Raw genomic sequence first — 23285 nt, forward strand, 5'->3', positions numbered from 1 at the left:
AAGTGTGCTAACAAGACAAAAAGAAAACGGCAACACTAAAGATGACACCATTTCCGTTTCATGTTATTCCTGTTCCACTTACTCTTATTAGGTAAAAGTACACACTTATTGAACATAAATTTTTACATTTTATAACTATATCAGAATACGAATATTAAATCAACCTTTTGAACTTCTTAATATATAATATCCTTTATTCTTTGTGACGACTTCTACATTATCAAATAGTTCAGCCAATTTCTTTTTAGCGGATGACATACCTTGTTTCTTTTGTATGACAACGAACAGCTCACCCTGTGTCCTTAACCTGTCATATGCTTCAGCAAAAATTCGATGAACAACTTCTTTACCAGCTCTAATTGGCGGATTAGTTAAAATATAATCACAAGCGTTATGCTTTACTGCAGAAAGACCATCGCTTTCTTTAATAATGACATTATCAATTTGATTATGCTTACTATTTTTTTCAGCTAGTGCTAATGCGCGTTGGTTAACGTCAAGCATTGTCACTTTATGGTGCGGACAGACCTTTGCTATGGTTAGGCCAATAGGACCATATCCACATCCAACATCAACAATCGACTTACTCGGACCAGGCGGATGTTCATTCAAAAACGTTTGAATTAGCAAGTCAGAGCCGAAATCTACCTTATCTTTAGAAAAAACACCTGCATCTGTCACTAGCTGTAATTTATCGTGCTGATATGAGTAAACAATGGTTTGTTGATTACTTTTAACGTCTGGGCACTCATCATAATAATGACTCATAAGCCCACCCCTTTCCTTTATAGATTTGTATTAAAGAATTATCACCGTGTATTTTTACGTCATGAGCATAAAAAGTACATATTATTCGTGTATTTTTTCATTTTTCTTGAACTACTTGGATGCGTTAATTAAGTACCACTGTATTCTGAAAATGAACTAAACCCCGTTATCGTGATAACGGGGTTTTCATTTCTCAAAGCATTTAGGTTAAGTCTTCCTACATTCAAACGATGTATCTCATTTATCTTAACCTATATTAAGTTTAGACGAGAGAACTATTTTAATTCTACAGTCGCGCCTACTTCTTCTAATTGTTCTTTAAGTTTTTCAGCTTCGTCTTTAGCAAGGCCTTCTTTAATTACTTTAGGAGCGCCATCTACTAATTCTTTAGCATCTTTTAATCCTAAGCCAGTTGCTTCTTTAACTGCTTTAACAACTTTGATTTTAGATGAACCAGCTGAAGTTAATTCAACATCAAATTCAGTTTTTTCTGCTGCTGCGTCTCCGCCACCAGCTGCACCTGCTGCTGCTACTGGAGCTGCTGCAGTTACACCAAATTCTTCTTCAATTGCTTTTACTAAATCGTTTAATTCTAAAACTGACATTTCTTTAATTGCTTCAATGATTTGTTCTTGATTAGCCATTTTATAATTCCTCCGTTATTTTAAAATTTATGCGCAATTACTCAGCGCTTTCTTCTTTTTGTTCTCCAACAGCTTTAACTGCATAAGCGAAGTTGCGGACTGGAGCTTGTAATACTGATAAAAGCATAGATACAAGACCGTCGTGTGAAGGTAATGAACCAACAGTTTTAACTTCTTCTGCTGATATAATACTACCGTCCATGACACCTGTTTTGATTTCTAAAGCTTCGTGTTCTTTTGCAAAACCTGCGATAACTTTCGCTGGTGCTACAACATCTTCAGTTGAAGTTGCAATTGCTGTAGGACCTGTTAAGAAATCGTTTAAGCCTTCGATACCTGCTTGTTCAGCTGCACGACGAACCATTGTGTTTTTGTATACTTTATACTCAACACCAGCTTCACGTAATTGTGAACGCAATTCTGTTACTTCTGCAACTGTTAAACCACGGTAATCGACAACGACAGTTGATACTGAATTTTTAAGTTGATCAGCAATAACGTCAACAAGTTGTTTTTTTGCTTCAATGATAGCAGACATTCAGACACCTCCATTTAAATTTGTTCGGTGCTTTTTTTAATAGCAATAAAAAAAGCACTTTCTACCCACGGCAAAAAGTGCTTGAAAGATCAATTAATCATCACGTTCAAGTCAATTTTAGCCTCGGTAGGATTGATTTTTAAGTTATAATTAACTCCTACTGTCTTAGGTAAAATAATCACAATAATTAATATAACGTTGTTATTGTAATATGTCAATCGTTTTTTTAAAAAAAGACTAGCAAAAGTTGCCAGTCTTTGAAGTCATTATATAATTATAATTTAAATGATGAAGTATCAACTTTAACGCCAGGACCCATTGTTGTAGTAACAGCAACGGATTTGAAGTAAGTACCTTTAGCTGAAGCTGGTTTTGCTTTTGCTAAAACGTCTTGTAATGCGTTAAAGTTTTCAATTAATTTATCAGTATCAAATGAAACTTTACCGATAGTAGCGTGAACAATACCTGCTTTTTCAGCACGGTATTCAACTTTACCTGCTTTGATTTCTTCAACAGCTTTTTTAACGTCCATCGTAACAGTGCCAGTTTTAGGGTTAGGCATTAAACCTTTTGGTCCTAATACTCTACCTAATTTACCAACTTCACCCATCATGTCAGGTGTAGCAACAACTACATCGAAATCAAACCAACCTTGTTGGATTTTTTGAGCATATTCTGCTTCACCTACATAATCTGCGCCTGCTTCTTCTGCTTCAGTGATTTTATCACCTTTCGCAAATACTAATACACGTTGTGATTTACCAGTTCCGTTTGGTAGTACAACTGCACCACGGATTTGTTGATCATTTTTACGTGTATCAATACCTAAACGGAATGCAACTTCAACTGATGCATCAAAGTTAGCTACGCTAGTTTCTTTAGCTAAGCTAATTGCTTCCTCAACACTGTAGTGTTGCGTACGGTCAATTTTGCTAGCTGCTTCTTGATACTTTTTACCTTTTTTAGCCATTATTCTTCCTCCTTTAGTGGTTTTAGCGGAATTTCCTCCCACATTTCACTTGCGTATCACACAAGTTAAGAGCAGATAACTGATGATATCTATGTTACTTTTGGGAGACGATGTTCACCCAATTTCACTTAAATCCATCGAAGACAATAGCGTTGGTTGCCATTTCGTTATCTGCTGTTATCGTCTATCAATTCATTTCAAGTTTAAATTCTTAATTATTCTACAGTAATACCCATGCTACGAGCAGTACCTTCAATAATACGCATAGCTGCTTCTTCGTCTGCAGCGTTTAAATCTTGCATTTTAGAATTAGCAATTTCACGTACTTGTTCTTTAGTAACTGTAGCAACTTTTGTTTTATTAGGTTCACCTGAACCTTTTTCTACGCCAGCTGCTTTTTTAAGTAGTACTGGAGCCGGTGGAGTTTTTGTAATAAATGTAAATGAACGATCTTCATATACACTGATTTCTACCGGAATGATTAAACCTGCTTGTTCTTGCGTACGTGCGTTGAATTCTTTACAGAATCCCATGATGTTCACACCTGCTTGACCTAATGCTGGTCCAACTGGTGGTGCTGGATTTGCTTTCCCTGCAGGAATTTGTAATTTAACTACTTTTTCTACTTTTTTAGCCACGATGTGCACCTCCTTGATATCGTGATGTGGTCACAGGGCTCAGTTTTGCCCTCCCACTCAAACATTTCGTGACGAAATGAGCGTCTTAAAAACGCGACCACATTATTTTAACACCTTTTCGTTACAAAAATCAATAGTAATATTTCAACATTTAAAGCGTTCAACAATTATTAACACAGTTCCAGTATTGAGGCTTTACTTTAAAGCTTTTCTACTTGATCAAATTCAACTTCTACTGGTGTTTCTCTGCCAAACATATCTACTAACACAGTTAATTTAAATTTATCTGCTTCAATCTCTTGAACTTCTCCAACTTGATTAGAAAACGGACCTGATTTGATACGCACTTGCTCGCCAATCTCTAATTCTATATCTATTGTTTTTTCTTTAAGACCCATTTGTTTTAATATAAAACGAACTTCGTCAGGTAGTAATGGATTCGGCTTAGATCCTGCGCCTGCAGAACCAACGAATCCAGTAACGCCAGGAGTATTTCGCACGACATACCATGATTCGTCTGTCATGATGAGTTCCACTAAAACGTATCCTGGAAATGTCTTTTTAACTACTTTTTTAGCTTTGCCATCTTTGACTTGAGTCTCTTCCTCTTCGGGTATGACAACTCTAAAAATCTGTTCTGTCATATTCATTGATTCGACTCTTTTTTCTAAATTCTTTTTAACTTTATTCTCATATCCAGAATATGTGTGCACTGCATACCAGTGTTTAGCACCAACTACTTCAGACATGTTGTCACTCCTTACTTTTATCTAAATAATTCAATAAGATTTCCGATACCGATATCTAAAACATAGAAAAAAGCCATAAAGAATAGCACTGTAGATACTACAATAACAGTGTATTTGAATAACTCTTCTTTCGTTGGCCAACTTGTTTTCTCCATTTCAGACTTAACGCCTTTGAAAAAGTTATCTTTTTCTTTGTTTTTGTCTTTAGCCATCAAAAACAACCTCCATACTCTCACTCATTAACTAGCCTATACGTTGTCTCATGTTGCAACATCGAATAACCACTTTTCATAGCACTAAAAGTATTATTTCGATTCTTTATGTACTGTATGTGAGTTACATCTTGGACAATATTTTTTAAGTGTTAACCTTGATGCTGAGCCATCTTTCTTTGGAACATGATAATTTCTATTGCCACAAACATCGCAATTTAAAGGGACTTTTTTCACATTTATTCACCCTTACACATTTTAATACCAATATACTATACCTATATTTAGGCTTAAATGTCAAACGAAGCTATGAAACAATATGACCAATAAAACTCATTCCGTAGTCTTTAATATCACTTTATATAATTTCATTTTACAACGTTGTATACTATTGTAAACCGCTTTGCGTTGTAACTTAAGTATTCGTGCAATTTCTAATGGTTTATATCCTGCAATCAGCGCGTAAAACACCCTTTTTTCTACCTTAGTAAAATACTTCGTGTGTTCAAATATATTCATTAAATCTGCGCGTTGTAACATTTTTATTTCAACAGGATTCACATGTTGATTGTAATATACGTTTACATGACTCTCTTTAATCATGCTTTGTATTCGTTTATGATAGGCATATTGTTTACGTAAATAATCATATTTAACTGACCTAATAACACAATTCACATAATACTCAAATGGTTTATCTTGTTGTGTGTCATAGCGATCAATTACCAAGTAAAGTTTAATTAAGACCTCTTGATATAAATCGTCGATATCATTTAGGTAATAATCTACCTTTTTAAGCTTATTAATAATAATGGGTTTCCACAAATTCACAAGTTCTGCAAAAGCATCATCTTTATTGTCACACTCTCGGTACATTTTAAACGCGCTTTCAAGATGTCTACCAGTTATGTTTGTCGCCTACTTTCCAATAAGAGTTATGTGCTAAATTTTATACCCTGATATAGGATTTCGGCAATATCACAATACTAGTGTTTGTGATGATGACCTCGACGTATTTTTTCAAATTCAGTAAGTATATCATCAGATAACGGTATTCGAGTTCTAGGTTTTGATTGACTAAAGTCATCTAACGACTTTGTTACTGTTATTTCCATTTCTTTTAATTCGCGCCACATTTCTCGAGATGATACACGATAAGCACCTGTTCCAAAAATTGCATGCTGTTCGCTCATATCACTCGTCACAACCGTAATATGCGTTGTATGTTTATTATATAAGTCATAGACATAACGTTCGATATAGCTATCTGCGGTTTCTTTTTCTTTTGTATAAATAATCTTTACACCATGATACATATATTCACGTTCAATACCTGATTGTTCATATGCATCGAAGACACATACCACTTCATCAGCTATCACAGCGCTATAATTCGCTATGGCATCCAACAATTGTTCGCGTGCTTCTTCAAGGCTTTCTTTAGCAATGGTCATCAACTCTGGCGATTGGCCAATCATATTATAACCGTCTATAACTAAATATTTTTGCTTCATTATTTGTCTCCATATGAATGACGTTTACGATATACTTCATACATCATCAAACCAGCTGCCACGGATGCATTTAAACTATTCACGTGACCGACCATTGGAATTTTAATATAAAAATCACATTTATCTTTAACTAGACGGCTCATCCCTTGGCCTTCACTACCAATGACAATTGCTAATGACATATCAGCTGCCATGTCTCTATAGTCTGTGGCATTATCTGCTTCTGTTCCTACAATCCAAAAACCATGCGCTTTCAAATCATCAATTGTCTGAGATAAATTAGTTACACGCATTACAGGTATATGCTGAATCGCTCCTGTAGATGCTTTAGCTACAATTTGTGTTAACGCTACTGAACGACGTTTAGGAATAATAATACCATCCACACCTGTTGCATCTGCTGTCCGCAAAATAGAACCTAAGTTATGTGGATCTTCTAATCCATCTAAAATAATGACCGTAGATAGGCTTTCCTTTTGTTGTTGCATTTTAATAAAATGGTTAAAATCGGCGTATTCATATGGTGCAATCAAGGCTGCAACACCTTGGTGAGGCGCATCTGACATATGATCTAATTTAGATTTTGGCACTGTTTGCACGACTAATTTTTGAGTTTTTGCGTTTGTTAAAATTTCTTTGATTTGTTGTTTTTTAATACCTTCTTGAATCAGTATTTTATTTATTGTATGACCAGTGACAATGGCTTCCTTTACGGCATGACGACCTACTATTATATGATCTTCCAATGCTATCTTACCTCTCTTTCGTCAACAATGTGAATGATTTCTGTTAATAGTGAATTAAGACGCTGCTCTCGTTGCTCTAAGTATAAGAAGCCAATCACTGCTTCTATTGCAGAGCTTTTACGATACGTTTGAATATCAGTATTTTTAGCTTTTGTATAGCTTTTAGCATTGCGACCACGCCGAACGATATCTAATTCTTCTTCTGTAAACCACTGCTGTGCTAATAATTTTTCTAGTGTTTGTGCCTGACTTTTAGCTGAGACATAGCGTTTAGCTGCTTGATGAAGACGATTAGGTTTGCTGCGTAATTTCAACACAATATATGCTCTAACATGTTGATCTAAAACCGCATCACCCATGTAAGCTAATGTTAGTGGATTTAATAATTTTATATCCATATTAGCCACGTTTGTATCTCACACCTTGAGGCGTGTCTTCCAAAATAATATGTTGTGCCTTTAATGTATCTCTAATTTCATCTGCTCTCGCAAAATCTTTATTTTTACGTGCTTCATCACGCTCAGCAATCATTTGCTCTATCTCTTCATCTAATAGTACATCTGCTTCTTGACCTTTTAAAGGAACGCCTAGTACATCACTAAATATTTGATACACTTCTTTAAAACGCTCGATTACTGCCGTTGAAGTTGATTTCTCCAACACATATTTATTGGCTAATTTCGCTAAATCATACCATGCAGTTACCGCATTAGCTGTATTAAAATCATCATTCATCACTTGCTCAAATTGTTTTAATATTGCATCAATTTGTTCAATGTAGTCTGTTTGTTCAACAATATTGGTAGCTATTGTTTCACGCTCTTCTATTAATTGATAGCTATTGCGAATGCGTTCTAGGCCGCTTTTAGCTGCACTAACAAGTTCCATATTATAGTTGATTGGACTGCGATAGTGTACGCTAATCATAAAGAAACGCAAGACATCAGGATCAATTTCCTTGATGATATCATGCACTAATATAAAATTCCCCAATGACTTACTCATTTTCTCATTGTCTATGTTGATAAAACCGTTATGCATCCAATAATTTGCAAATGGTGCATGATTATGTGCTTCTGATTGCGCAATTTCATTTTCATGATGAGGAAATTGTAAATCGGAGCCTCCAGCATGAATATCAATGGTCTTACCAAGTTCATGATATGCCATCACAGAGCACTCAATATGCCACCCTGGGCGCCCTTCTCCAAAGGGACTAGACCAGCTAATTTCACCAGGCTTAGCTTTTTTCCATAATGTAAAGTCTAAAGCATCTTCTTTTTGTTCACCCGCTTCAATGCGAGCGCCTACTTTTAAGTCGTCAATAGACTGATGGCTTAATTTACCATAGCCATCAAATTTACGTGTTCTAAAATAGACATCTCCATGACTTTCATAGGCATAACCTTCGTCGACTAAATTTTTAATGAATTCAATGATATCTTCCATATGGTCCATCACACGTGGATTTGAAGTGGCTTTCTTAACATTTAAAGCACCAACATCTTCATAAAATGCTTGAATATAACGATCAGCAATTTCAGGAACGGATTCATTCAGTTCTTGTGAACGTTTAATAAGTTTATCATCAACATCAGTAAAATTTGAGACGTAGTCTACGTCATACCCTTGGTATTCAAAGTAACGACGTACTACATCATAGTTAATCGCTGGTCGTGCATTCCCTATATGAATATAGTTATATACGGTCGGCCCACAGACATACATTTTAACTTTCCCAGGTTCTATGGGTTTGAATACTTCCTTTTGACGTGTCAATGTATTATATAATGTAATCATCTTTAATCTCTCCGTTCTTGGCTTTTTCTAGTTGTTTTTCTAGCTGCTTAATTTGCTCATATAATGGATCCGGTAAGTTACGGTGATCAAATGTTTTCCCGATTCGTTTACCCTGTTGTTTTACAATATGCCCTGGAATACCCACTACAGTTGTATAACTAGGCACAGATTGCAATACTACTGAGTTTGCGCCAATATTGACGTTCGACTCAATTTGAATATTGCCTAAAATTTTCGATCCAGCTGCAATTAAAACATTGTCTCCAATGTCTGGATGGCGTTTACCCTTTTCTTTTCCAGTTCCACCTAACGTAACGCCTTGATAAATCGTGACGTTGTCTCCAATCGTACATGTTTCACCAATGACTACACCCATGCCATGGTCAATAAATAGGCGCTTGCCAATTTGTGCACCAGGATGTATTTCTATACCAGTAAAAAAGCGTGAAATTTGTGAAATAATACGTGCTAGTACATATCTTTTCTTATTATATAATTTATGTGCAATTAAATGACTCCATACCGCATGAAGCCCAGCATACGTAGTGATTACTTCAAATGTTGTTCTTGCTGCTGGATCTTGCTCAAAGACCATTTTAACGTCGTCTCTCATTCTTCTTAGCAAGATAATCTCCTCCCCGATTTCATAATAACTTATTTCTTTCCTTGCCCATTTAATAACATCAATTTGTTCTTTAAACGTTTCTTATGAAAAAACGCCTCTAACAAGTATGATGTTAGAGGCGCTTTTGCACGGTTCCACTCTTAATTCAGTAAAGCAATATCAGTATATCACTTTACTCTCGTTTATATTATTCAATTGTCTACACAAAGGTGCATTCCATAACTATTGTGATGTACTTTCACCAACCGTACATTCTCTATAGCACAATATCATTATTTACTAATCCTTTGTGGACGATACAACTCTAATCATATGTCGTTTAGCTCAAAATTTCAAGTAGTTCCTCACTCGAACATGACTTCCTATGATACATATTGTTTCAGACGACTTAACACCTTGTCTTTACCTAACACTTCAATTGTATTTGGCAGTTCAGGACCATGCATTTGTCCAGTAACAGCAACACGTATTGGCATAAATAATTGTTTACCTTTAATACCTGTTTCTTTTTGAACTTCTTTGATTGTTTTTTTGATTTCTGCAGCTTCAAATGGTTCTAGCGCTTCGAGTTTGCCATACAAATGTTGCATTAATTCAGGAACTTGCGCACCATTGATTACTTCTTGTTCTTCTGCACCTAATTCTGGCATATCTTTAAAGAACATTTCGGACAATGGCACAATTTCTCCTGCATAGCTCATTTCTTTTTGATACAAGGCAATTAATTTTCGACCCCATTCGCGATCTTCCTCACTTGGTTGCTCAGGAATTAGATTTGCTTTGATTAAATGTGGTAACGCGAGTTCAAATACTGTTTCAGTATCTTTGGTCTTCATATATTGGTTGTTAACCCATGCTAATTTTTGTCTATCAAACATTGCTGGTGATTTAGATAAACGCTTTTCATCAAAGATTTTAATAAACGTTTCCTTAGAAAAGATTTCATCTTCACCTTCAGGAGACCAACCTAACAATGTAATAAAGTTAAACAATGCTTCTGGTAAATATCCTAAGTCACGATATTGCTCGATAAATTGTAAAATTTGACCATCGCGTTTACTTAGTTTCTTGCGCTCTTCATTGACGATTAATGACATGTGTGCGAAACGCGGCGGTTCCCAACCAAACGCATCATAAATCATTAATTGTTTTGGCGTATTTGAAACATGATCATCTCCGCGAATAACATCTGATATTTCCATATAGTGATCATCGACAGCTACTGCAAAATTGTATGTTGGCACCCCGTCTTTTTTAACGATAACCCAATCACCTATATTATTTGAGTCAAATGAAATTTCACCTTTAACCATGTCATTAAATGTATACGTATGATTTTGAGGTACACGAAAGCGAATAGCTGGTTGACGTCCTTCCGCTTCAAATTGTTGACGTTGTTCTTCTGTTAAATGCGCATGTTGTCCACCGTATCGAGGCATCTCGCCACGCGCGATTTGCGCTTCACGTTCTGCTTCTAATTCCTCTTCTGTCATATAACATTTATAAGCTTTATCTTCATCTAGTAATTGTTGAATAAGTGGGTTATAAAAATCTGCTCTTTCAGATTGACGATAAGGGCCATAACCTTTGTCTTTATCTACAGATTCATCCCAATCAAAGCCTAACCATTTTAAATTATTAAATTGTGAAGCTTCTCCGTCTTCCAAATTACGTTTACTGTCCGTATCTTCTATACGAACAACGAAATCTCCATCATAATGTTTCGCAAATAAATAATTAAATAGCGCCGTTCTGGCATTGCCAATATGCAAATATCCAGTTGGACTTGGTGCGTATCTTACTCTAACGCGATTACTCATTATATTCACTCCTACGTCATTTATTTCTTGTTTTCATCACTTACGCAACACTTCGCATATCTTTTAAGTTAATAAGAAAAAGCTATTCTTAAAAATCAACTTTCCGCTACATTAATTCTTAGTGAATAACTTTCAGGGCCATGTTCAGTTGGTAAGACAATATTTTCTCATATATTGTAGCACTTATTCAGTACTTTGATAAGTACCATGTTTTGTCATATCCTTGCCTTATAACAAAAAAGTTTCATGTAATTCGTACACACTAAATTTTGCTCGTATACGTTTCACATGAAACTGTTAATGTTTAATGATTGGTTTGTTAATCACAGGTTATCATCAATTTTTTTAGCAAAGACAATACGACCTGATGACGTCTGCAACAGACTAATTACTTCTAATTCTACTTGCTGACCAACCAACTGTTTTGCATTATCTACGACGACCATTGTCCCATCATCAAGATAGCCAACACCTTGTCCAGGCTCTTTCCCCATCTTTGTGAGTAAGATGTTTAAGTAATCACCTTGATGTACATTGGGTTTAATTGCTTCTGATAAGTCATTCACATTGAGTGCTTGAATGCCTTGAACATGACAAACTTTATTTAAATTAAAATCCGTCGTAATGACATGCGCATGATACGACTGTGCTAATTTAACTAATAGGGTATCAATATCGCTGTGTGACTTTTGCGGATGGATTACACGCGTTGGATAGTCTAAATCATAGAGTTGATTTAATACGTCTAAGCCACGTTGTCCCTTTTCTCGCTTAACGCTGTCATTGGCATCAGCGACAATCTGCAACTCATTAATTACACCTTGTGGAATTAAAATTTCACCATCTATAAATCCACAGCGAATCACTTCTAGTATTCTCCCATCAATAATAGCACTTGTATCTAACAGTTTAGGCACCGCACTACGATGACTTTGCGACATTGAACGCGCCATATTTTCGGGTAAAAATAGCAACATTTCGTCTCGTTTCTTTAAACCAAATTGAAATCCTAAATAACATAAAATTAATGTAATAATAATTGGTATAAAATGATTAAATATCGAGTTGCCAATCATTTCTAAAATAAATGATGCCATAACTGCAATAAGTAATCCTATAATAAGACCAATTGTCGCAAATAGTATTTCAACAGCACTTCTCTTCATAATCCACTGTTCCATAGTGCGGATTAATTGTGTTACTTGGTTAATGAAAAAACCAAAAATAATAAAGAATATGAGCGCACCAAGCAACCCATCTATATAATGATTTTTTAAAATTGGATAACTTGTAACCCCTATATCATTGACGACTTCTGGAATAATAAGAATTCCTAGAGCAGCACCAACAATAAAGTAGATGATTACTACTATAAATTTAAGTATATCCATTCAACTTTTACCTCTTTGGCTGTGTATGAAAATTTTAAGCTTTGAAAGCATATTTCAATGCCTCATGTACTGTCGAAACACCTATGACTTGTATATTGTCAGGAAATGTCCATCCGCCGATATTTGTTTTAGGGAGTATCACACGTTTAAATCCTAGTTTAGCTGCTTCTTGAACGCGTTGTTCAATACGTGACACACGTCTGACTTCACCAGTCAAACCTACTTCTCCAATATAACAATCTAAACCATCAACCGCTTCATCTTTAAAGCTTGATGCAGTTGCTACAATTACACTTAAGTCTACAGCCGGTTCTGTTAATCTTACACCACCTGCCACTTTAATATATGCATCTTGTTGCTGCAATAAATAATTTTCTTTCTTTTCAAGCACTGCCATAAGCAGGCTCAGACGGTTATGGTCAATACCTGTTGCCATACGTCGTGGATTATTAAACGTTGTTGGGGTCACTAAAGCTTGTACTTCAATAAGTAATGGTCGTGTTCCTTCCATTGTCGACACAATTGTTGAACCCGGAACATTTGTTGAACGTTCTTCTAAAAACATTTCGGACGGGTTTTTGACACCTTTCAAACCACTTTGCTTCATTTCGAAAATACCCATTTCATTTGTTGAACCAAAACGGTTTTTAACAGCACGTAAAATACGATACGCATGATGTTCATCACCTTCAAAATAAAGCACTGTATCTACCATGTGTTCTAACAATCGTGGACCAGCTATCTGCCCCTCTTTAGTCACATGTCCTACAATAAATGTGGCAATATCCATCTGCTTCGCAATATTCATCAAACTTTGAGTACTCTCACGCACTTGAGAAACAGATCCGGGTGCCGATGCAATCTCAGGATGGTAAATCGTCTGAATAGAGTCCACCACTAAAATATCTGGCTTAGTTTCTGAAACGGTTTGGTGAATAACTTCTAAATCTGTCTCAGCTAACACATTTAATTGACTAGAGTCTTCCTCTAAGCGTTCTGCTCTCAATTTTGTTTGATTTAATGATTCCTCACCTGTAATATACAGCACGTTTAATTGTTGCGAAAGCGAGGCACAGATTTGTAGTAATAGTGTTGATTTCCCGATACCTGGATCTCCACCAATCAACACTAAAGAACCACTAACAATCCCCCCACCTAACACACGATTAAACTCTTGAGATTTCGTTTGCACACGTGGTGTCGATTCATGTTGAATACTGTTTAATTTTTGAACTTTTCCGGTAGCCGTTTGTGCTTTAACCCCATGTTTAGGATGTGCAGCCTTCTGTTCTATAATCTCTTCCATTTGGTTCCAAGCACCACAATTAGGACATTTACCCATCCATTTAGGAGATTGATAGCCACATGCCATACACTCAAAAATGATTTTCTTCTTGGCCACTTTCGCACCTCCACAATTTTCATTAAATCCATTTTATACATTGCACACGGTTATGACAAATGTTTAGAGATTCAAATAGATAGGAAATCATCATTTAACAAATAATATATCAAATAACTACAATAAAATTATTTTTTACCTATAGTTTATGTACATTTATTCATTTTATATTAAAAATGAAAAAAACGCTCGCTAAATCTATCTAGCGAGCGCATTAATTTCTAGTCTTTCTATGCTTGAGTCATTTCTTCTTCAGAATTAGCAGTTCTATCATGAATATCATATTTAAACTCCGTACCATCATGATCGATAGTCACTGCTTTACCTTCGATTTGATTACCTTCTAAAATTAATTCACTTAAATTATCTTCAACTGTTTTTTGAATTGCACGAATGAGTGGACGAGCACCATATTCCGGATCATAACCTTCTTCAGCAATAACTTCTTTCGCTTTGTCTGTTACCTCAATTTGAATATCTTGTTCTGACAAACGTTGCGTTAATTTATTAACCATCATTGTGACAATTTCTTTTAATTCGTCTTTAGATAATTTATGGAAGACAATAATATCATCCACTCGGTTTAAGAACTCTGGACGGAAAGCATTTTTAAGCTCTTTCATCATTGTTTTACGAATTGTCTCATAATCCTGACCTTCGCTTGCACCACCAAATCCAGCAAATCGTTGATCTTGTAGCTCTTGGGCACCAACGTTTGATGTCATGATAATTACAGTATTGCGGAAATCTACACGACGTCCTTTCGTATCTGTTAAATGTCCATCATCTAATACTTGAAGTAAAATATTAAATACATCTGGATGCGCTTTTTCGATTTCGTCAAATAAAATAACTGAATATGGTTTGCGTCTTACTTTTTCAGTTAATTGACCACCATCATCGTGGCCTACATATCCTGGAGGCGCCCCAACTAAGCGACTCACAGCATGTTTTTCCATGAATTCACTCATATCAACACGAATCATCGCATCTTCTTCACCAAACATTGTTTCAGCTAATGCACGTGCTAATTCTGTTTTACCAACCCCTGTAGGTCCTAAGAAAATGAAACTACCAATTGGACGCTTAGGATCCTTCAAGCCGGCACGTGCACGACGCACAGCTTTACTAATTGATGTCACAGCGTCATTTTGACCTATGACACGACCATGTAATGTCGCTTCGAGATTTAATAGTCGATCTGATTCTGTTTCATTAATTTTTGTTAAAGGAATTCCGGTCCAACCGGCGATAACTTCAGCAATATCTTCTTGCGACAATTCTGTGTTACTACCACCTTGCGCATTTTGCCATTCTTTTTTGGCATCTTCATATTGCTTTTCTAATTTAGATTGTTTGTCTCTAAGGTTGGCTGCATTTTCAAATTCTTGAGCGTGAACTGCAGCATCTTTTTCTTTTTTTACAGTTTCAATTTCTTGTTCAATTGATTTTAAATTTGTTGGTGTTGTGTGACTTCTTAATCTTACTTTAGAACTTGCTTCATCAATTAAATCAATGGCTTTGTCAGGCAAGAAGCGATCTGAAACATAGCGGTCACTTAATTTTGCGGCCGCATCTAAAGCTTGATCTGAAATGTTAATACGATGATGTGCTTCGTATCGATCACGCAATCCTTTTAAAATTTCGATTGTATCTTCAACTGACGGCTCATCAACTTGTACCGGTTGGAAACGACGTTCTAAAGCGGCATCTTTTTCAATGTTTTTACGATATTCATCTAAAGTAGTTGCACCAATGCATTGTAACTCGCCGCGTGCAAGTGCTGGTTTTAAAATGTTTGAAGCGTCAATAGCCCCTTCTGCACCACCTGCACCAACGAGCGTGTGTAACTCGTCAATAAATAGAATCACGTTGCCGGCTTGATGAATCTCTTCCATTACTTTTTTCAAGCGTTCTTCAAACTCACCACGATATTTCGTACCTGCTACAACCGTACCCATATCTAATGACATCACACGTTTGTCTTTTAACGTTTCTGGCACTTCATTATTTATGATTGCTTGTGCTAAACCTTCAGCAATAGCTGTTTTACCTACACCTGGTTCACCAATAAGCACAGGATTATTTTTAGTTCGACGGCTCAAGACTTCAATCACACGTGTAATCTCTTTTGTTCTACCGATAACCGGATCTAATGTGCCATCTTTAGCAATCACCGTTAAGTCACGCGCTAAGCTATCTAACGTTGGTGTATTATTAGATTTATTTGTTTGTGCATTTTTCGTACCCATCTCTGGACTACCTAATGCTTTCACAACTTGAGCCCGTGCCTTCGTAATATTTAAATCTAAATTTGCAAAAACACGTGCCGCTACACCTTCATTTTCACGAATTAAACCTAATAAAATATGTTCTGTACCAACAAAATTGTGATGAAGTTTTCTAGCTTCATCCATTGATAATTCAATGACTTTTTTAGCTCTAGGTGTATATCTTAACGTCCCAGCTTGTTCTTGTCCGTGGCCAATAAGTTTTTCGACTTCGGTAATCACTTTATCTTCAGTAATATTAAAACTTTCTAATACTTTGGCAGCAATACCTTCAGGTTCCTTCATTAAACCTAATAACAAGTGTTCAGTACCAATATTTGAGTGGTTCAAACGAATAGCTTCTTCTTGTGCATGTGCTAAAACACGCTGCGCACGTTCAGTTAATCTACCAAATAACATATCTATTTACCTCCTATATGGTCTGAGCTCTTAAAATATCTGCACGTTTCTCATTGACGGATTTCTCATCGTCCTCGTCTTCATCGTTATACAAGAAAGCAGATTGAATACTCACCATTAATTCATTAAAATTAAAATCTTGCAATTGTACATATCCTAAATCAATTCCTAATTTCACTTCACTAAGTCGATAGGATGCTTCTTCCATAGAAATCATTCTACAATTTTGTAATATACCAAGCGAACGATAAACACGATCCAATGTTTCAATTTGGTTATATGTGTGTAACCGTTCGCGAATTTGCATTTCTTCATTAATAATTTGATTAACAACTTCTGTTAAATTATCGATGATGTCTTGTTCTGTTTTCCCTAAAGTTAGTTGGTTTGAAACCTGATATATATGTCCATAGACCTGCGAACCCTCTCCATATATACCACGAATTGTAAAGCCAAAACGATTAATTGTTTGAGCAATACGATTCATTCGTTTCATTATCGATAATCCAGGTAAATGTAACATAATACTTGCTCTCATGCCCGTTCCAATATTGGTTGGGCATGTAGTTAAGTACCCTAAATGTTCATCGTAACTAATATCTAACGCTTTATCGAGTAAATCATCAATATCAGATGCTTTCGTATATAATTCAGACAAAGATAACTCAGGTGACATCGCTTGTATGCGTATATGATCTTCTTCATTAATCATAATACTAAGAGATTCATCCTCGTTAGTCATCACTGCCGATGCTGGTTGCTTAATTAGTTCAGGACTGACTAAATGTTTCGCAACAAGTTGCAGCTTACTTTGCTGGTCCATGCGATCTAGACGTTGTAAATCTAGATCTGGCAATGCATCCTGAACTTCATTAATAACTCGAAAACCTTCTTGTTCAGATGGAAACATAAGTGGGTGTACATGATTTTCAAGATTACGTGCTAAGCGAATTCGTGATGACATAACAACTGGTGCTGTTTCGATATTGGTCAATATATCATCAGGATTAATATTATAATCATTCATCATGTAACACCTCACTCTGTTGCTTTAATGCTTTTATCTCATCTCTTACAAGAGCAGCTTCTTCAAATTTTTGTTCATCTATTAATACATTTAAATATTGTGATTTTTCTTCAATTTGTTTTTTTATTGCTAATTTTTGATGTGATGAATGCGGCGTTTTCCCAACATGTTCATACTGTCCACCTTGCACCCGTCTCACAATATCAATAATGTCATCTTTAAAGGTAGCATAGCATTGTGCACAGCCAAACTTACCAACATGCGCAATATCTTTTAAGGTCATATGACAAGTTGGACACTGTTTTTCTTCTTGAAAAGCAACATTTTGAAAATCAATACCATGTTTTGTAGCTAAATGTTGTAATATTTGCTTTACAACAAATGCTTCTTCAATATCATCTTGATACTGGTGATGAGATGTGTAATTCTGATTCCATGGATTTTCTCCTTGTGCACAAACAGGACAAACCCATTTCTCACTGGTTCCATTTTTACTTTTAACCGTAAGCTTTACCTCTGCTTCATTTAAGTGGCAATTTTCACAAAGCACGTCTTAACACCTCGCATTTTTCAGTATTAATAGTAATTAATCACCGGTAAGATTCGTTTTAAAATATTTGCTCGGATAATATCTCTAGACATGACATCCATTTTTAATGTTTCACGGTCAATGACAGCTTGTATCATTTTAGCTTCTCTTTCACTAATCAAACCTTTTTCAAGCAAGCCGTCAATAACATAGTAACCTTGCTGCTGTGAAATGGTTGGTCCAATTAATTGAAGCAAGTGATTAATATACCCCGTTGCATCTTTATTTTCAATTTTCGTGATTCGGATGTATCCACCGCCTCCACGTTTACTTTCTATTTCATAACCATGCTCATTGGTGAATCTGGTTTTAATAACGTAATTTAATTGAGAAGGCACACAATCAAACCGCTGTGCTATATTGGCTCGTTGTATTTCAACAGCGTCTCCATTCGTTTCTTCAAACAATTTTTTAATGTACTGCTCTATGATGTCAGACATATTGTGCATGCTTATCACCCCTTTTGACCTTCTTTGACTATATTATATGACCAACTTTGACCATTTTCAACCAATTTGTTTTTCAATTTAAAAAATAAAGGTGTTTGTTCACATCTATTTATTGTATGATAAGATTTAGAAAAAAGATTAAGGAGCAGGTCTATGCATATTCTCATTGGGATAATTGGAATCGTTTTCTTCTTAGCGCTTGCCTTTGCATTTAGCTCAGATAGAAAGCATATTCGTTGGAAGTACGTCGCTTTGTTACTTGTGATTCAATTTATATTCGCCTTTATTTTACTTAAAACGACGGCAGGTATACATGTCATCGGAGGAATTTCAAACGGCTTTAATTATTTACTACAAAAAGCTGCAGAAGGCGTTAACTTTGTCTTTGGTGGATTTAAATTTGTTAATCCTAAAAACCCTCCATTCTTCTTTAGTGTTTTATTACCGATTGTATTTATCTCTGCGTTAATCGGCATACTACAATACACTCGCATCCTACCACTCATTATTAATTGGTTAGGCTGGTTAATTTCTAAAATCAATGGCATGGGACGTTTAGAATCTTATAATGCCGTCGCCGCAGCCATCTTAGGGCAATCTGAAGTTTTTATTTCTTTAAAAAAACAATTACCTTACATACCGAAACAACGGTTATATACATTAACCGCTTCAGCTATGTCTACCGTTTCAGCTTCAATTATTGGCGCATACTTTACTTTAATTGAACCAAAGTATGTCGTAACGGCAGTTGTACTTAACCTTTTTGGTGGTTTCATTATTGCATCAATTATTAATCCTTATAAAGTGAATGAAGAAGAAGATAAATTATTAGTAGATGAAACAGAAACTAAAAATCAATCTTTCTTTGAAATGTTAGGAGAGTACATTTTAGATGGATTTAAAGTAGCGGTTATCGTTGGGGCAATGCTCATTGGCTATATCGCCATTATCGCATTACTAAACGGTATCGTTAGTGGTCTTTTAAGTGTCATAACGCATGGCGCTGTCTCTTGGGATTTCCAAACTTTAATTGGCTTTGTCTTTGCACCTTTAGCCTTTCTATCTGGTGTTCCATGGAACGAAGCTGTACAGTCTGGTTCAGTTATGGCAACAAAACTGCTTTCTAATGAATTTGTTGCTATGCAATCATTAGGTAAACTATCAGATATTTCAACGCACGCTAAAGGCGTAACTTCAGTATTCCTAGTATCATTCGCTAACTTTAGCTCAATTGGAATTATTTCTGGTGCCATTAAATCACTTAACTCTGAAAAAGGTGATATTGTTGCTCGCTTTGGCTTAAAATTATTATTCGGTGCTACACTAGTTTCATTTATCTCCGCAACAATTGCTGGATTCTTTATTTAAATAAATATTAAACAGCCATATTATCGTTTTGTGATGCTATAAGAGCCTATATCGTAGGCATCTTGTAGCATCATTTTTTTATACTTTCTTGCTATCTCTTATAAAAAAGCGAATATTTTAAAATAGCTATTTAATGTAGAGCAAATCTTGCATCGCATCATTGTCTCATATTAATAGCTTATATTAAAAAAGAGCACTCATTTTTTGAGTGCTCTTTCAACAAGACTATGTTATTTGACCATATGTTCAATAAAGTATTGCGTAACTCTATAATCATCCGTTAACTCAGGATGGAATGATACACCTAAATAGTTCCCTTGTTTAACTGCAACAATTTTATCGCCAACAGTACTTAATACTTCTACGCCATCTTCTACGCTAGCAATATGTGGTGCTCTAATAAAAACACCTTCTATATCTTCAGCAATGCCTTTAATATCAAGTTCTGATTCAAAACTATCTACTTGTCTACCAAACGAATTACGTTCTACAGTGATATCCAATTTTTTTAAATATCCCGTTTCACCTTCGACATGTTTAGCTAATACAATTAGGCCCGCACATGTGCCAAACATAGGTAAGTCAGATTGTTGTAATTTTTCTTTAAAACCATATAAATCCATCAATCTTCTAAGTGTGGTTGACTCACCACCAGGAAGAATCAATCCATCAATTTCTTCTAGTTGTTCTACTCTTTTAATTGCTATGCCTTCGTGACCACTTAATTCAATATGACGAATATGTTCACGCACAGCGCCTTGCAATGCCAATACACCTATCTTCATATCTTACCAACCACGCTCTTGCATACGTTCTTCTAATGAAATTTTATTTATATCTAAGCCTTTCATTGCTGTTCCTAATTCTGCAGCCAATTTACCAATTAACTCATAATCTTGATAATGTGTCGTCGCTTGTACAATCGCTTTCGCAAATTTTTCAGGATCTTCTGATTTGAAAATACCTGAACCTACAAAGACGCCATCTGCACCCAATTCCATCATTAAAGCAGCATCCTGAGGTGTTGCTACACCTCCAGCAGCAAAGTTAACAACTGGTAGGCGACCATTATCCTTGATTTGTTTCAAGATTTCATATGGCGCACCTAATTCTTTAGCATACGTCATAATTTCATCGTCGTTCATTACTACTAAACGACTAACTTCAGCATTTACTTTTCTCATATGACGTACTGCTTCAACAATGTTTCCAGTTCCAGGTTCACCTTTCGTACGTAACATTGCTGCACCTTCACCAATACGACGTGCGGCTTCACCTAAATCACGACACCCACAAACAAACGGTACAGTAAACTGGTCTTTTCTTAAATGATATTCTTCATCAGCTGGTGTTAATACTTCAGATTCGTCAATATAATCGACCCCCATAGCTTCAAGCACACGCGCTTCAGTAATGTGTCCAATACGTGCTTTAGCCATAACCGGTATAGAAACAGCGTTCATTACTTCTTCAACAATTTTAGGGTTAGCGCTACGTGCTACCCCTCCTGCCGCTCTAATATCAGAAGGCACACGCTCTAATGCCATAACAGCAACCGCTCCAGCTTCCTCCGCGATTCTAGCTTGTTCTGCATTAACAACGTCCATAATGACGCCGCCTTTTTGCATTTCAGCCATACCTCGTTTAACTCTTTCAGATCCTACAATTTTAGACATGTAAATTGCCCCTTTTCTAATTGATTAAATCCATTCTAAACGATAAACTGATATTGAAAAAGGTTCAATTTTATAATAAATAAAGAGGCCAGATGATATGAAGAAGAAAACTGCACTATACCAATCACTCTATGAAAAATTAAAAGCCCAAATTATTGAAGGTCATTATCAGGCAAATGAAAAGTTTCCTTCAAAGCGACAATTAAGTGAACATTTATCACTTAGTCATACAACAATCGAACATGCCTATCAACTTTTACTAGATGAAGGATTTATTTATGCCAAACCACGTTCAGGCTATTATGTATCAGATATCGAATCACTGCCTGTCGTACCACAAACATCAGGATTTCATGAAATCAACTTCATTCAGAAGTCAACGCCAAAATCACATTACCGCTATGCCTTTAACTTGGCTGAAATAGATGCTGAAAACTTTCCATTGCATACATTAAGAAAATATGCTCGAGATGTTTTTGATGATAGTAATATAGACCTTTTACAACATGGACATCCACAAGGTGAATTGGCATTAAGACAACAAATTGCCCATTATTTATTTAACAGCAGAGGAGTTACTTGTCATCCAAATCAAATTATTATCGGCTCTTCTACAGAACAATTACTTGATATGATTACAGATGTACTATCAGATAGCTCCTTTATTATCGAACAACCAAGCTATCCACCAATTAAACAAACATTAGACAAGAAACAGATGCCTTATAAACAAGTTATAGTAGAAAAAGATGGCATCCAAGTCGATCCCATCTTTGAATACAATAATGATATTTTGTATATTACCCCTTCACATCAATTTCCAACGGGGCATATCATGAATTTAAAAAAACGCACCCAATTAATTCAATGGGCACAGCAGCAAGAAAAACGTTATATTATTGAAGATGATTACGACTCTGAGTTTAGATATTATGGCAAACCGATACCCGCTTTACAAAGTTTAGACACGAAAGGAAAAGTTATTTATATTAGTACATTTTCTAAGTCTCTATTTCCAAGTTGTCGTATAGCGTATATCGTTTTACCTTATCCAATATTAAACATATATAATCATCATCCATATAAAGAAGGAAATACAGTTCCCGTTCATATTCAACATATCGTCGAAAGATTTATGGCATCAGGCAGTTTTGAACGCCATCTAAATAAAATGAGAAAAATTTATCGCGACAAACTTACTTATATTTTAAATCAACTTGCACCTTACTCTAATCAATTAAAGATTGATGGCGCATTAACTGGCATGCATTTTACCATTCGGGTTATAAATGGGCTAACAATGGAACAATGTCTAGAAAACGCATCAAATATATCTCTTAAACTGGAACCCTATCACTTCGATGATGCTAATGAGCGCTATCCTACTTTTATTTTAGGGTTTGGTGGCATTTCAAATGAAGATTTGTCTAATCATGTCCAAGCACTAATAAGCGCACTCGTCATAAATGACTATGAGTGAGAATTTTGTAGACTTAAAAACTAAGTTTCAGTGCAAATGTTTTAAAATAATTTTAATCATTTAAAAAAGCAATAACTTTTTCATTTTTGAAGTATCGCATTTAATTTGTATTTTCTATAGGTCAGAATACGTCAGCTTCAATCGCTTTCTCTTCGCAAAGCCGTTATTTGTCGTCTTTGTTTTTTAACT

25 protein-coding genes and 1 other annotated feature are annotated in these 23285 nt (G+C 35.6%); of the genes, 2 read left to right on the forward strand and 23 right to left on the reverse strand.

The features are described from left to right. Positions 1–159: 159 nt before the first annotated feature. The 21 genes from HMPREF2597_RS08340 to HMPREF2597_RS08435 all read right to left on the reverse strand — a co-directional run bounded on the left by HMPREF2597_RS08340 (position 160) and on the right by HMPREF2597_RS08435 (position 18572). Positions 160–768 carry a class I SAM-dependent methyltransferase gene (locus tag HMPREF2597_RS08340; RefSeq protein WP_002479464.1) on the reverse strand — a complete coding sequence of 203 codons (609 nt, stop codon included), beginning with the start codon at positions 766–768 and terminating at the stop codon, positions 160–162. A gap of 275 nt (positions 769–1043) precedes the next feature. Continuing rightward, positions 1044–1412 (reverse strand): 50S ribosomal protein L7/L12, encoded by a 369-nt coding sequence (rplL, locus tag HMPREF2597_RS08345; protein WP_002459938.1) that lies wholly within the window; start codon positions 1410–1412, stop codon positions 1044–1046. Between the two features lie 37 nt (positions 1413–1449). After that, the gene (gene rplJ, locus HMPREF2597_RS08350; RefSeq protein ID WP_002459939.1) at positions 1450–1950 is read right to left on the reverse strand and encodes a 50S ribosomal protein L10; all 501 of its coding nucleotides are present in this window, start codon (positions 1948–1950) and stop codon (positions 1450–1452) included. 39 nt (positions 1951–1989) lie between these two features. Then, positions 1990–2138 (reverse strand) — a sequence feature (ribosomal protein L10 leader region). Positions 2139–2224: 86 nt separating this feature from the next. After that, positions 2225–2920, reverse strand: a complete 696-nt coding sequence (gene rplA / locus HMPREF2597_RS08355) for a 50S ribosomal protein L1 (protein ID WP_002479465.1) — start codon at positions 2918–2920, stop codon at positions 2225–2227. A 215-nt stretch (positions 2921–3135) separates the two neighbouring features. Next, a complete protein-coding gene (gene rplK / locus HMPREF2597_RS08360) occupies positions 3136–3558 on the reverse strand; it encodes a 50S ribosomal protein L11 (RefSeq protein ID WP_002459941.1) in 423 nt (140 codons plus the stop codon). A gap of 200 nt (positions 3559–3758) precedes the next feature. Beyond that, positions 3759–4307, reverse strand: coding sequence for a transcription termination/antitermination protein NusG (nusG, locus tag HMPREF2597_RS08365; protein WP_002459942.1), 549 nt, complete (start codon positions 4305–4307; stop codon positions 3759–3761). Positions 4308–4324: 17 nt separating this feature from the next. Then, positions 4325–4519, reverse strand: coding sequence for a preprotein translocase subunit SecE (gene secE / locus HMPREF2597_RS08370; RefSeq protein ID WP_002459943.1), 195 nt, complete (start codon positions 4517–4519; stop codon positions 4325–4327). A gap of 93 nt (positions 4520–4612) precedes the next feature. Then, positions 4613–4756, reverse strand: a complete 144-nt coding sequence (gene rpmG / locus HMPREF2597_RS12450) for a 50S ribosomal protein L33 (RefSeq protein WP_002459944.1) — start codon at positions 4754–4756, stop codon at positions 4613–4615. 96 nt (positions 4757–4852) lie between these two features. Next, positions 4853–5395 (reverse strand): sigma-70 family RNA polymerase sigma factor, encoded by a 543-nt coding sequence (locus HMPREF2597_RS08375; protein ID WP_002479466.1) that lies wholly within the window; start codon positions 5393–5395, stop codon positions 4853–4855. Between the two features lie 110 nt (positions 5396–5505). Then, positions 5506–6033: an NYN domain-containing protein gene (locus HMPREF2597_RS08380; protein WP_002459946.1), complete on the reverse strand. Its 528-nt coding sequence runs from the start codon at positions 6031–6033 to the stop codon at positions 5506–5508. Beyond that, complete coding sequence (gene rlmB / locus HMPREF2597_RS08385; protein WP_002459947.1) at positions 6033–6779, reverse strand: 23S rRNA (guanosine(2251)-2'-O)-methyltransferase RlmB; 747 nt, start codon at positions 6777–6779, stop codon at positions 6033–6035. The genes HMPREF2597_RS08380 and rlmB overlap by 1 nt, the downstream gene beginning before the upstream one ends. Positions 6780–6781: 2 nt before the next feature. Continuing rightward, positions 6782–7177, reverse strand: coding sequence for a Mini-ribonuclease 3 (locus HMPREF2597_RS08390; RefSeq protein ID WP_012991025.1), 396 nt, complete (start codon positions 7175–7177; stop codon positions 6782–6784). Between the two features lies 1 nt (position 7178). After that, positions 7179–8579 carry a cysteine--tRNA ligase gene (cysS, locus tag HMPREF2597_RS08395; RefSeq protein WP_002479468.1) on the reverse strand — a complete coding sequence of 467 codons (1401 nt, stop codon included), beginning with the start codon at positions 8577–8579 and terminating at the stop codon, positions 7179–7181. Further along, a complete protein-coding gene (cysE, locus tag HMPREF2597_RS08400; RefSeq protein WP_172412359.1) occupies positions 8563–9210 on the reverse strand; it encodes a serine O-acetyltransferase in 648 nt (215 codons plus the stop codon). The genes cysS and cysE overlap by 17 nt, the downstream gene beginning before the upstream one ends. A 356-nt stretch (positions 9211–9566) precedes the next feature. Next, positions 9567–11024 carry a glutamate--tRNA ligase gene (gene gltX, locus HMPREF2597_RS08405; protein ID WP_070817267.1) on the reverse strand — a complete coding sequence of 486 codons (1458 nt, stop codon included), beginning with the start codon at positions 11022–11024 and terminating at the stop codon, positions 9567–9569. A gap of 323 nt (positions 11025–11347) precedes the next feature. Further along, complete coding sequence (locus tag HMPREF2597_RS08410) at positions 11348–12415, reverse strand: PIN/TRAM domain-containing protein (RefSeq protein WP_002459952.1); 1068 nt, start codon at positions 12413–12415, stop codon at positions 11348–11350. Positions 12416–12449: 34 nt separating this feature from the next. After that, entirely contained in the window at positions 12450–13817 is a 1368-nt protein-coding gene (gene radA, locus HMPREF2597_RS08415) for a DNA repair protein RadA (protein ID WP_002459953.1), read from the reverse strand. Between the two features lie 230 nt (positions 13818–14047). Beyond that, on the reverse strand, positions 14048–16507 hold the full coding sequence (locus HMPREF2597_RS08420) for an ATP-dependent Clp protease ATP-binding subunit (RefSeq protein ID WP_002459954.1): 2460 nt from the start codon (positions 16505–16507) through the stop codon (positions 14048–14050). A 13-nt stretch (positions 16508–16520) separates the two neighbouring features. Then, positions 16521–17534 (reverse strand): protein arginine kinase, encoded by a 1014-nt coding sequence (locus tag HMPREF2597_RS08425; RefSeq protein ID WP_012991027.1) that lies wholly within the window; start codon positions 17532–17534, stop codon positions 16521–16523. Beyond that, complete coding sequence (locus tag HMPREF2597_RS08430) at positions 17527–18084, reverse strand: UvrB/UvrC motif-containing protein (RefSeq protein WP_002459956.1); 558 nt, start codon at positions 18082–18084, stop codon at positions 17527–17529. The genes HMPREF2597_RS08425 and HMPREF2597_RS08430 overlap by 8 nt, the downstream gene beginning before the upstream one ends. Before the next feature lie 26 nt (positions 18085–18110). After that, positions 18111–18572, reverse strand: a complete 462-nt coding sequence (locus tag HMPREF2597_RS08435; protein WP_002459957.1) for a CtsR family transcriptional regulator — start codon at positions 18570–18572, stop codon at positions 18111–18113. Between the two features lie 153 nt (positions 18573–18725). On the opposite strand from HMPREF2597_RS08435, the gene HMPREF2597_RS08440 reads away from it, so the two are divergent. Next, positions 18726–19940 carry a NupC/NupG family nucleoside CNT transporter gene (locus HMPREF2597_RS08440; protein WP_002479471.1) on the forward strand — a complete coding sequence of 405 codons (1215 nt, stop codon included), beginning with the start codon at positions 18726–18728 and terminating at the stop codon, positions 19938–19940. A gap of 230 nt (positions 19941–20170) precedes the next feature. On the opposite strand, the gene pdxT is transcribed toward HMPREF2597_RS08440, so the two are convergent. Next, positions 20171–20725, reverse strand: coding sequence for a pyridoxal 5'-phosphate synthase glutaminase subunit PdxT (gene pdxT, locus HMPREF2597_RS08445; RefSeq protein ID WP_002479472.1), 555 nt, complete (start codon positions 20723–20725; stop codon positions 20171–20173). Positions 20726–20728: 3 nt separating this feature from the next. Beyond that, positions 20729–21616 carry a pyridoxal 5'-phosphate synthase lyase subunit PdxS gene (gene pdxS / locus HMPREF2597_RS08450; RefSeq protein WP_002459960.1) on the reverse strand — a complete coding sequence of 296 codons (888 nt, stop codon included), beginning with the start codon at positions 21614–21616 and terminating at the stop codon, positions 20729–20731. A 97-nt stretch (positions 21617–21713) separates the two neighbouring features. On the opposite strand from pdxS, the gene HMPREF2597_RS08455 reads away from it, so the two are divergent. Next, positions 21714–23096: a MocR-like pyridoxine biosynthesis transcription factor PdxR gene (locus HMPREF2597_RS08455; protein WP_014533365.1), complete on the forward strand. Its 1383-nt coding sequence runs from the start codon at positions 21714–21716 to the stop codon at positions 23094–23096. Positions 23097–23285: the final 189 nt, after the last annotated feature.

Origin of the sequence: Staphylococcus sp. HMSC063A07 (assembly GCF_001836955.1) — a bacterium.
GTDB classification, from domain to species: Bacteria; Bacillota; Bacilli; order Staphylococcales; family Staphylococcaceae; genus Staphylococcus; species Staphylococcus lugdunensis.

What these genes read in the sequence shown, in the direction of transcription:
- HMPREF2597_RS08340 (WP_002479464.1), bottom strand. Translation starts at nt 768, where the DNA reads ATGAGTCATTATTATGATGAGTGCCCAGACGTTAAAAGTAATCAACAA.
- rplL (WP_002459938.1), bottom strand. Translation starts at nt 1,412, where the DNA reads ATGGCTAATCAAGAACAAATCATTGAAGCAATTAAAGAAATGTCAGTT.
- rplJ (WP_002459939.1), bottom strand. Translation starts at nt 1,950, where the DNA reads ATGTCTGCTATCATTGAAGCAAAAAAACAACTTGTTGACGTTATTGCT.
- rplA (WP_002479465.1), bottom strand. Translation starts at nt 2,920, where the DNA reads ATGGCTAAAAAAGGTAAAAAGTATCAAGAAGCAGCTAGCAAAATTGAC.
- nusG (WP_002459942.1), bottom strand. Translation starts at nt 4,307, where the DNA reads ATGTCTGAAGTAGTTGGTGCTAAACACTGGTATGCAGTGCACACATAT.
- secE (WP_002459943.1), bottom strand. Translation starts at nt 4,519, where the DNA reads ATGGCTAAAGACAAAAACAAAGAAAAAGATAACTTTTTCAAAGGCGTT.
- HMPREF2597_RS08375 (WP_002479466.1), bottom strand. Translation starts at nt 5,395, where the DNA reads ATGTACCGAGAGTGTGACAATAAAGATGATGCTTTTGCAGAACTTGTG.
- HMPREF2597_RS08380 (WP_002459946.1), bottom strand. Translation starts at nt 6,033, where the DNA reads ATGAAGCAAAAATATTTAGTTATAGACGGTTATAATATGATTGGCCAA.
- HMPREF2597_RS08390 (WP_012991025.1), bottom strand. Translation starts at nt 7,177, where the DNA reads ATGGATATAAAATTATTAAATCCACTAACATTAGCTTACATGGGTGAT.
- cysS (WP_002479468.1), bottom strand. Translation starts at nt 8,579, where the DNA reads ATGATTACATTATATAATACATTGACACGTCAAAAGGAAGTATTCAAA.
- gltX (WP_070817267.1), bottom strand. Translation starts at nt 11,024, where the DNA reads ATGAGTAATCGCGTTAGAGTAAGATACGCACCAAGTCCAACTGGATAT.
- HMPREF2597_RS08410 (WP_002459952.1), bottom strand. Translation starts at nt 12,415, where the DNA reads ATGGATATACTTAAATTTATAGTAGTAATCATCTACTTTATTGTTGGT.
- HMPREF2597_RS08420 (WP_002459954.1), bottom strand. Translation starts at nt 16,507, where the DNA reads ATGTTATTTGGTAGATTAACTGAACGTGCGCAGCGTGTTTTAGCACAT.
- HMPREF2597_RS08425 (WP_012991027.1), bottom strand. Translation starts at nt 17,534, where the DNA reads ATGAATGATTATAATATTAATCCTGATGATATATTGACCAATATCGAA.
- HMPREF2597_RS08435 (WP_002459957.1), bottom strand. Translation starts at nt 18,572, where the DNA reads ATGCACAATATGTCTGACATCATAGAGCAGTACATTAAAAAATTGTTT.
- HMPREF2597_RS08440 (WP_002479471.1), top strand. Translation starts at nt 18,726, where the DNA reads ATGCATATTCTCATTGGGATAATTGGAATCGTTTTCTTCTTAGCGCTT.
- pdxT (WP_002479472.1), bottom strand. Translation starts at nt 20,725, where the DNA reads ATGAAGATAGGTGTATTGGCATTGCAAGGCGCTGTGCGTGAACATATT.
- pdxS (WP_002459960.1), bottom strand. Translation starts at nt 21,616, where the DNA reads ATGTCTAAAATTGTAGGATCTGAAAGAGTTAAACGAGGTATGGCTGAA.
- HMPREF2597_RS08455 (WP_014533365.1), top strand. Translation starts at nt 21,714, where the DNA reads ATGAAGAAGAAAACTGCACTATACCAATCACTCTATGAAAAATTAAAA.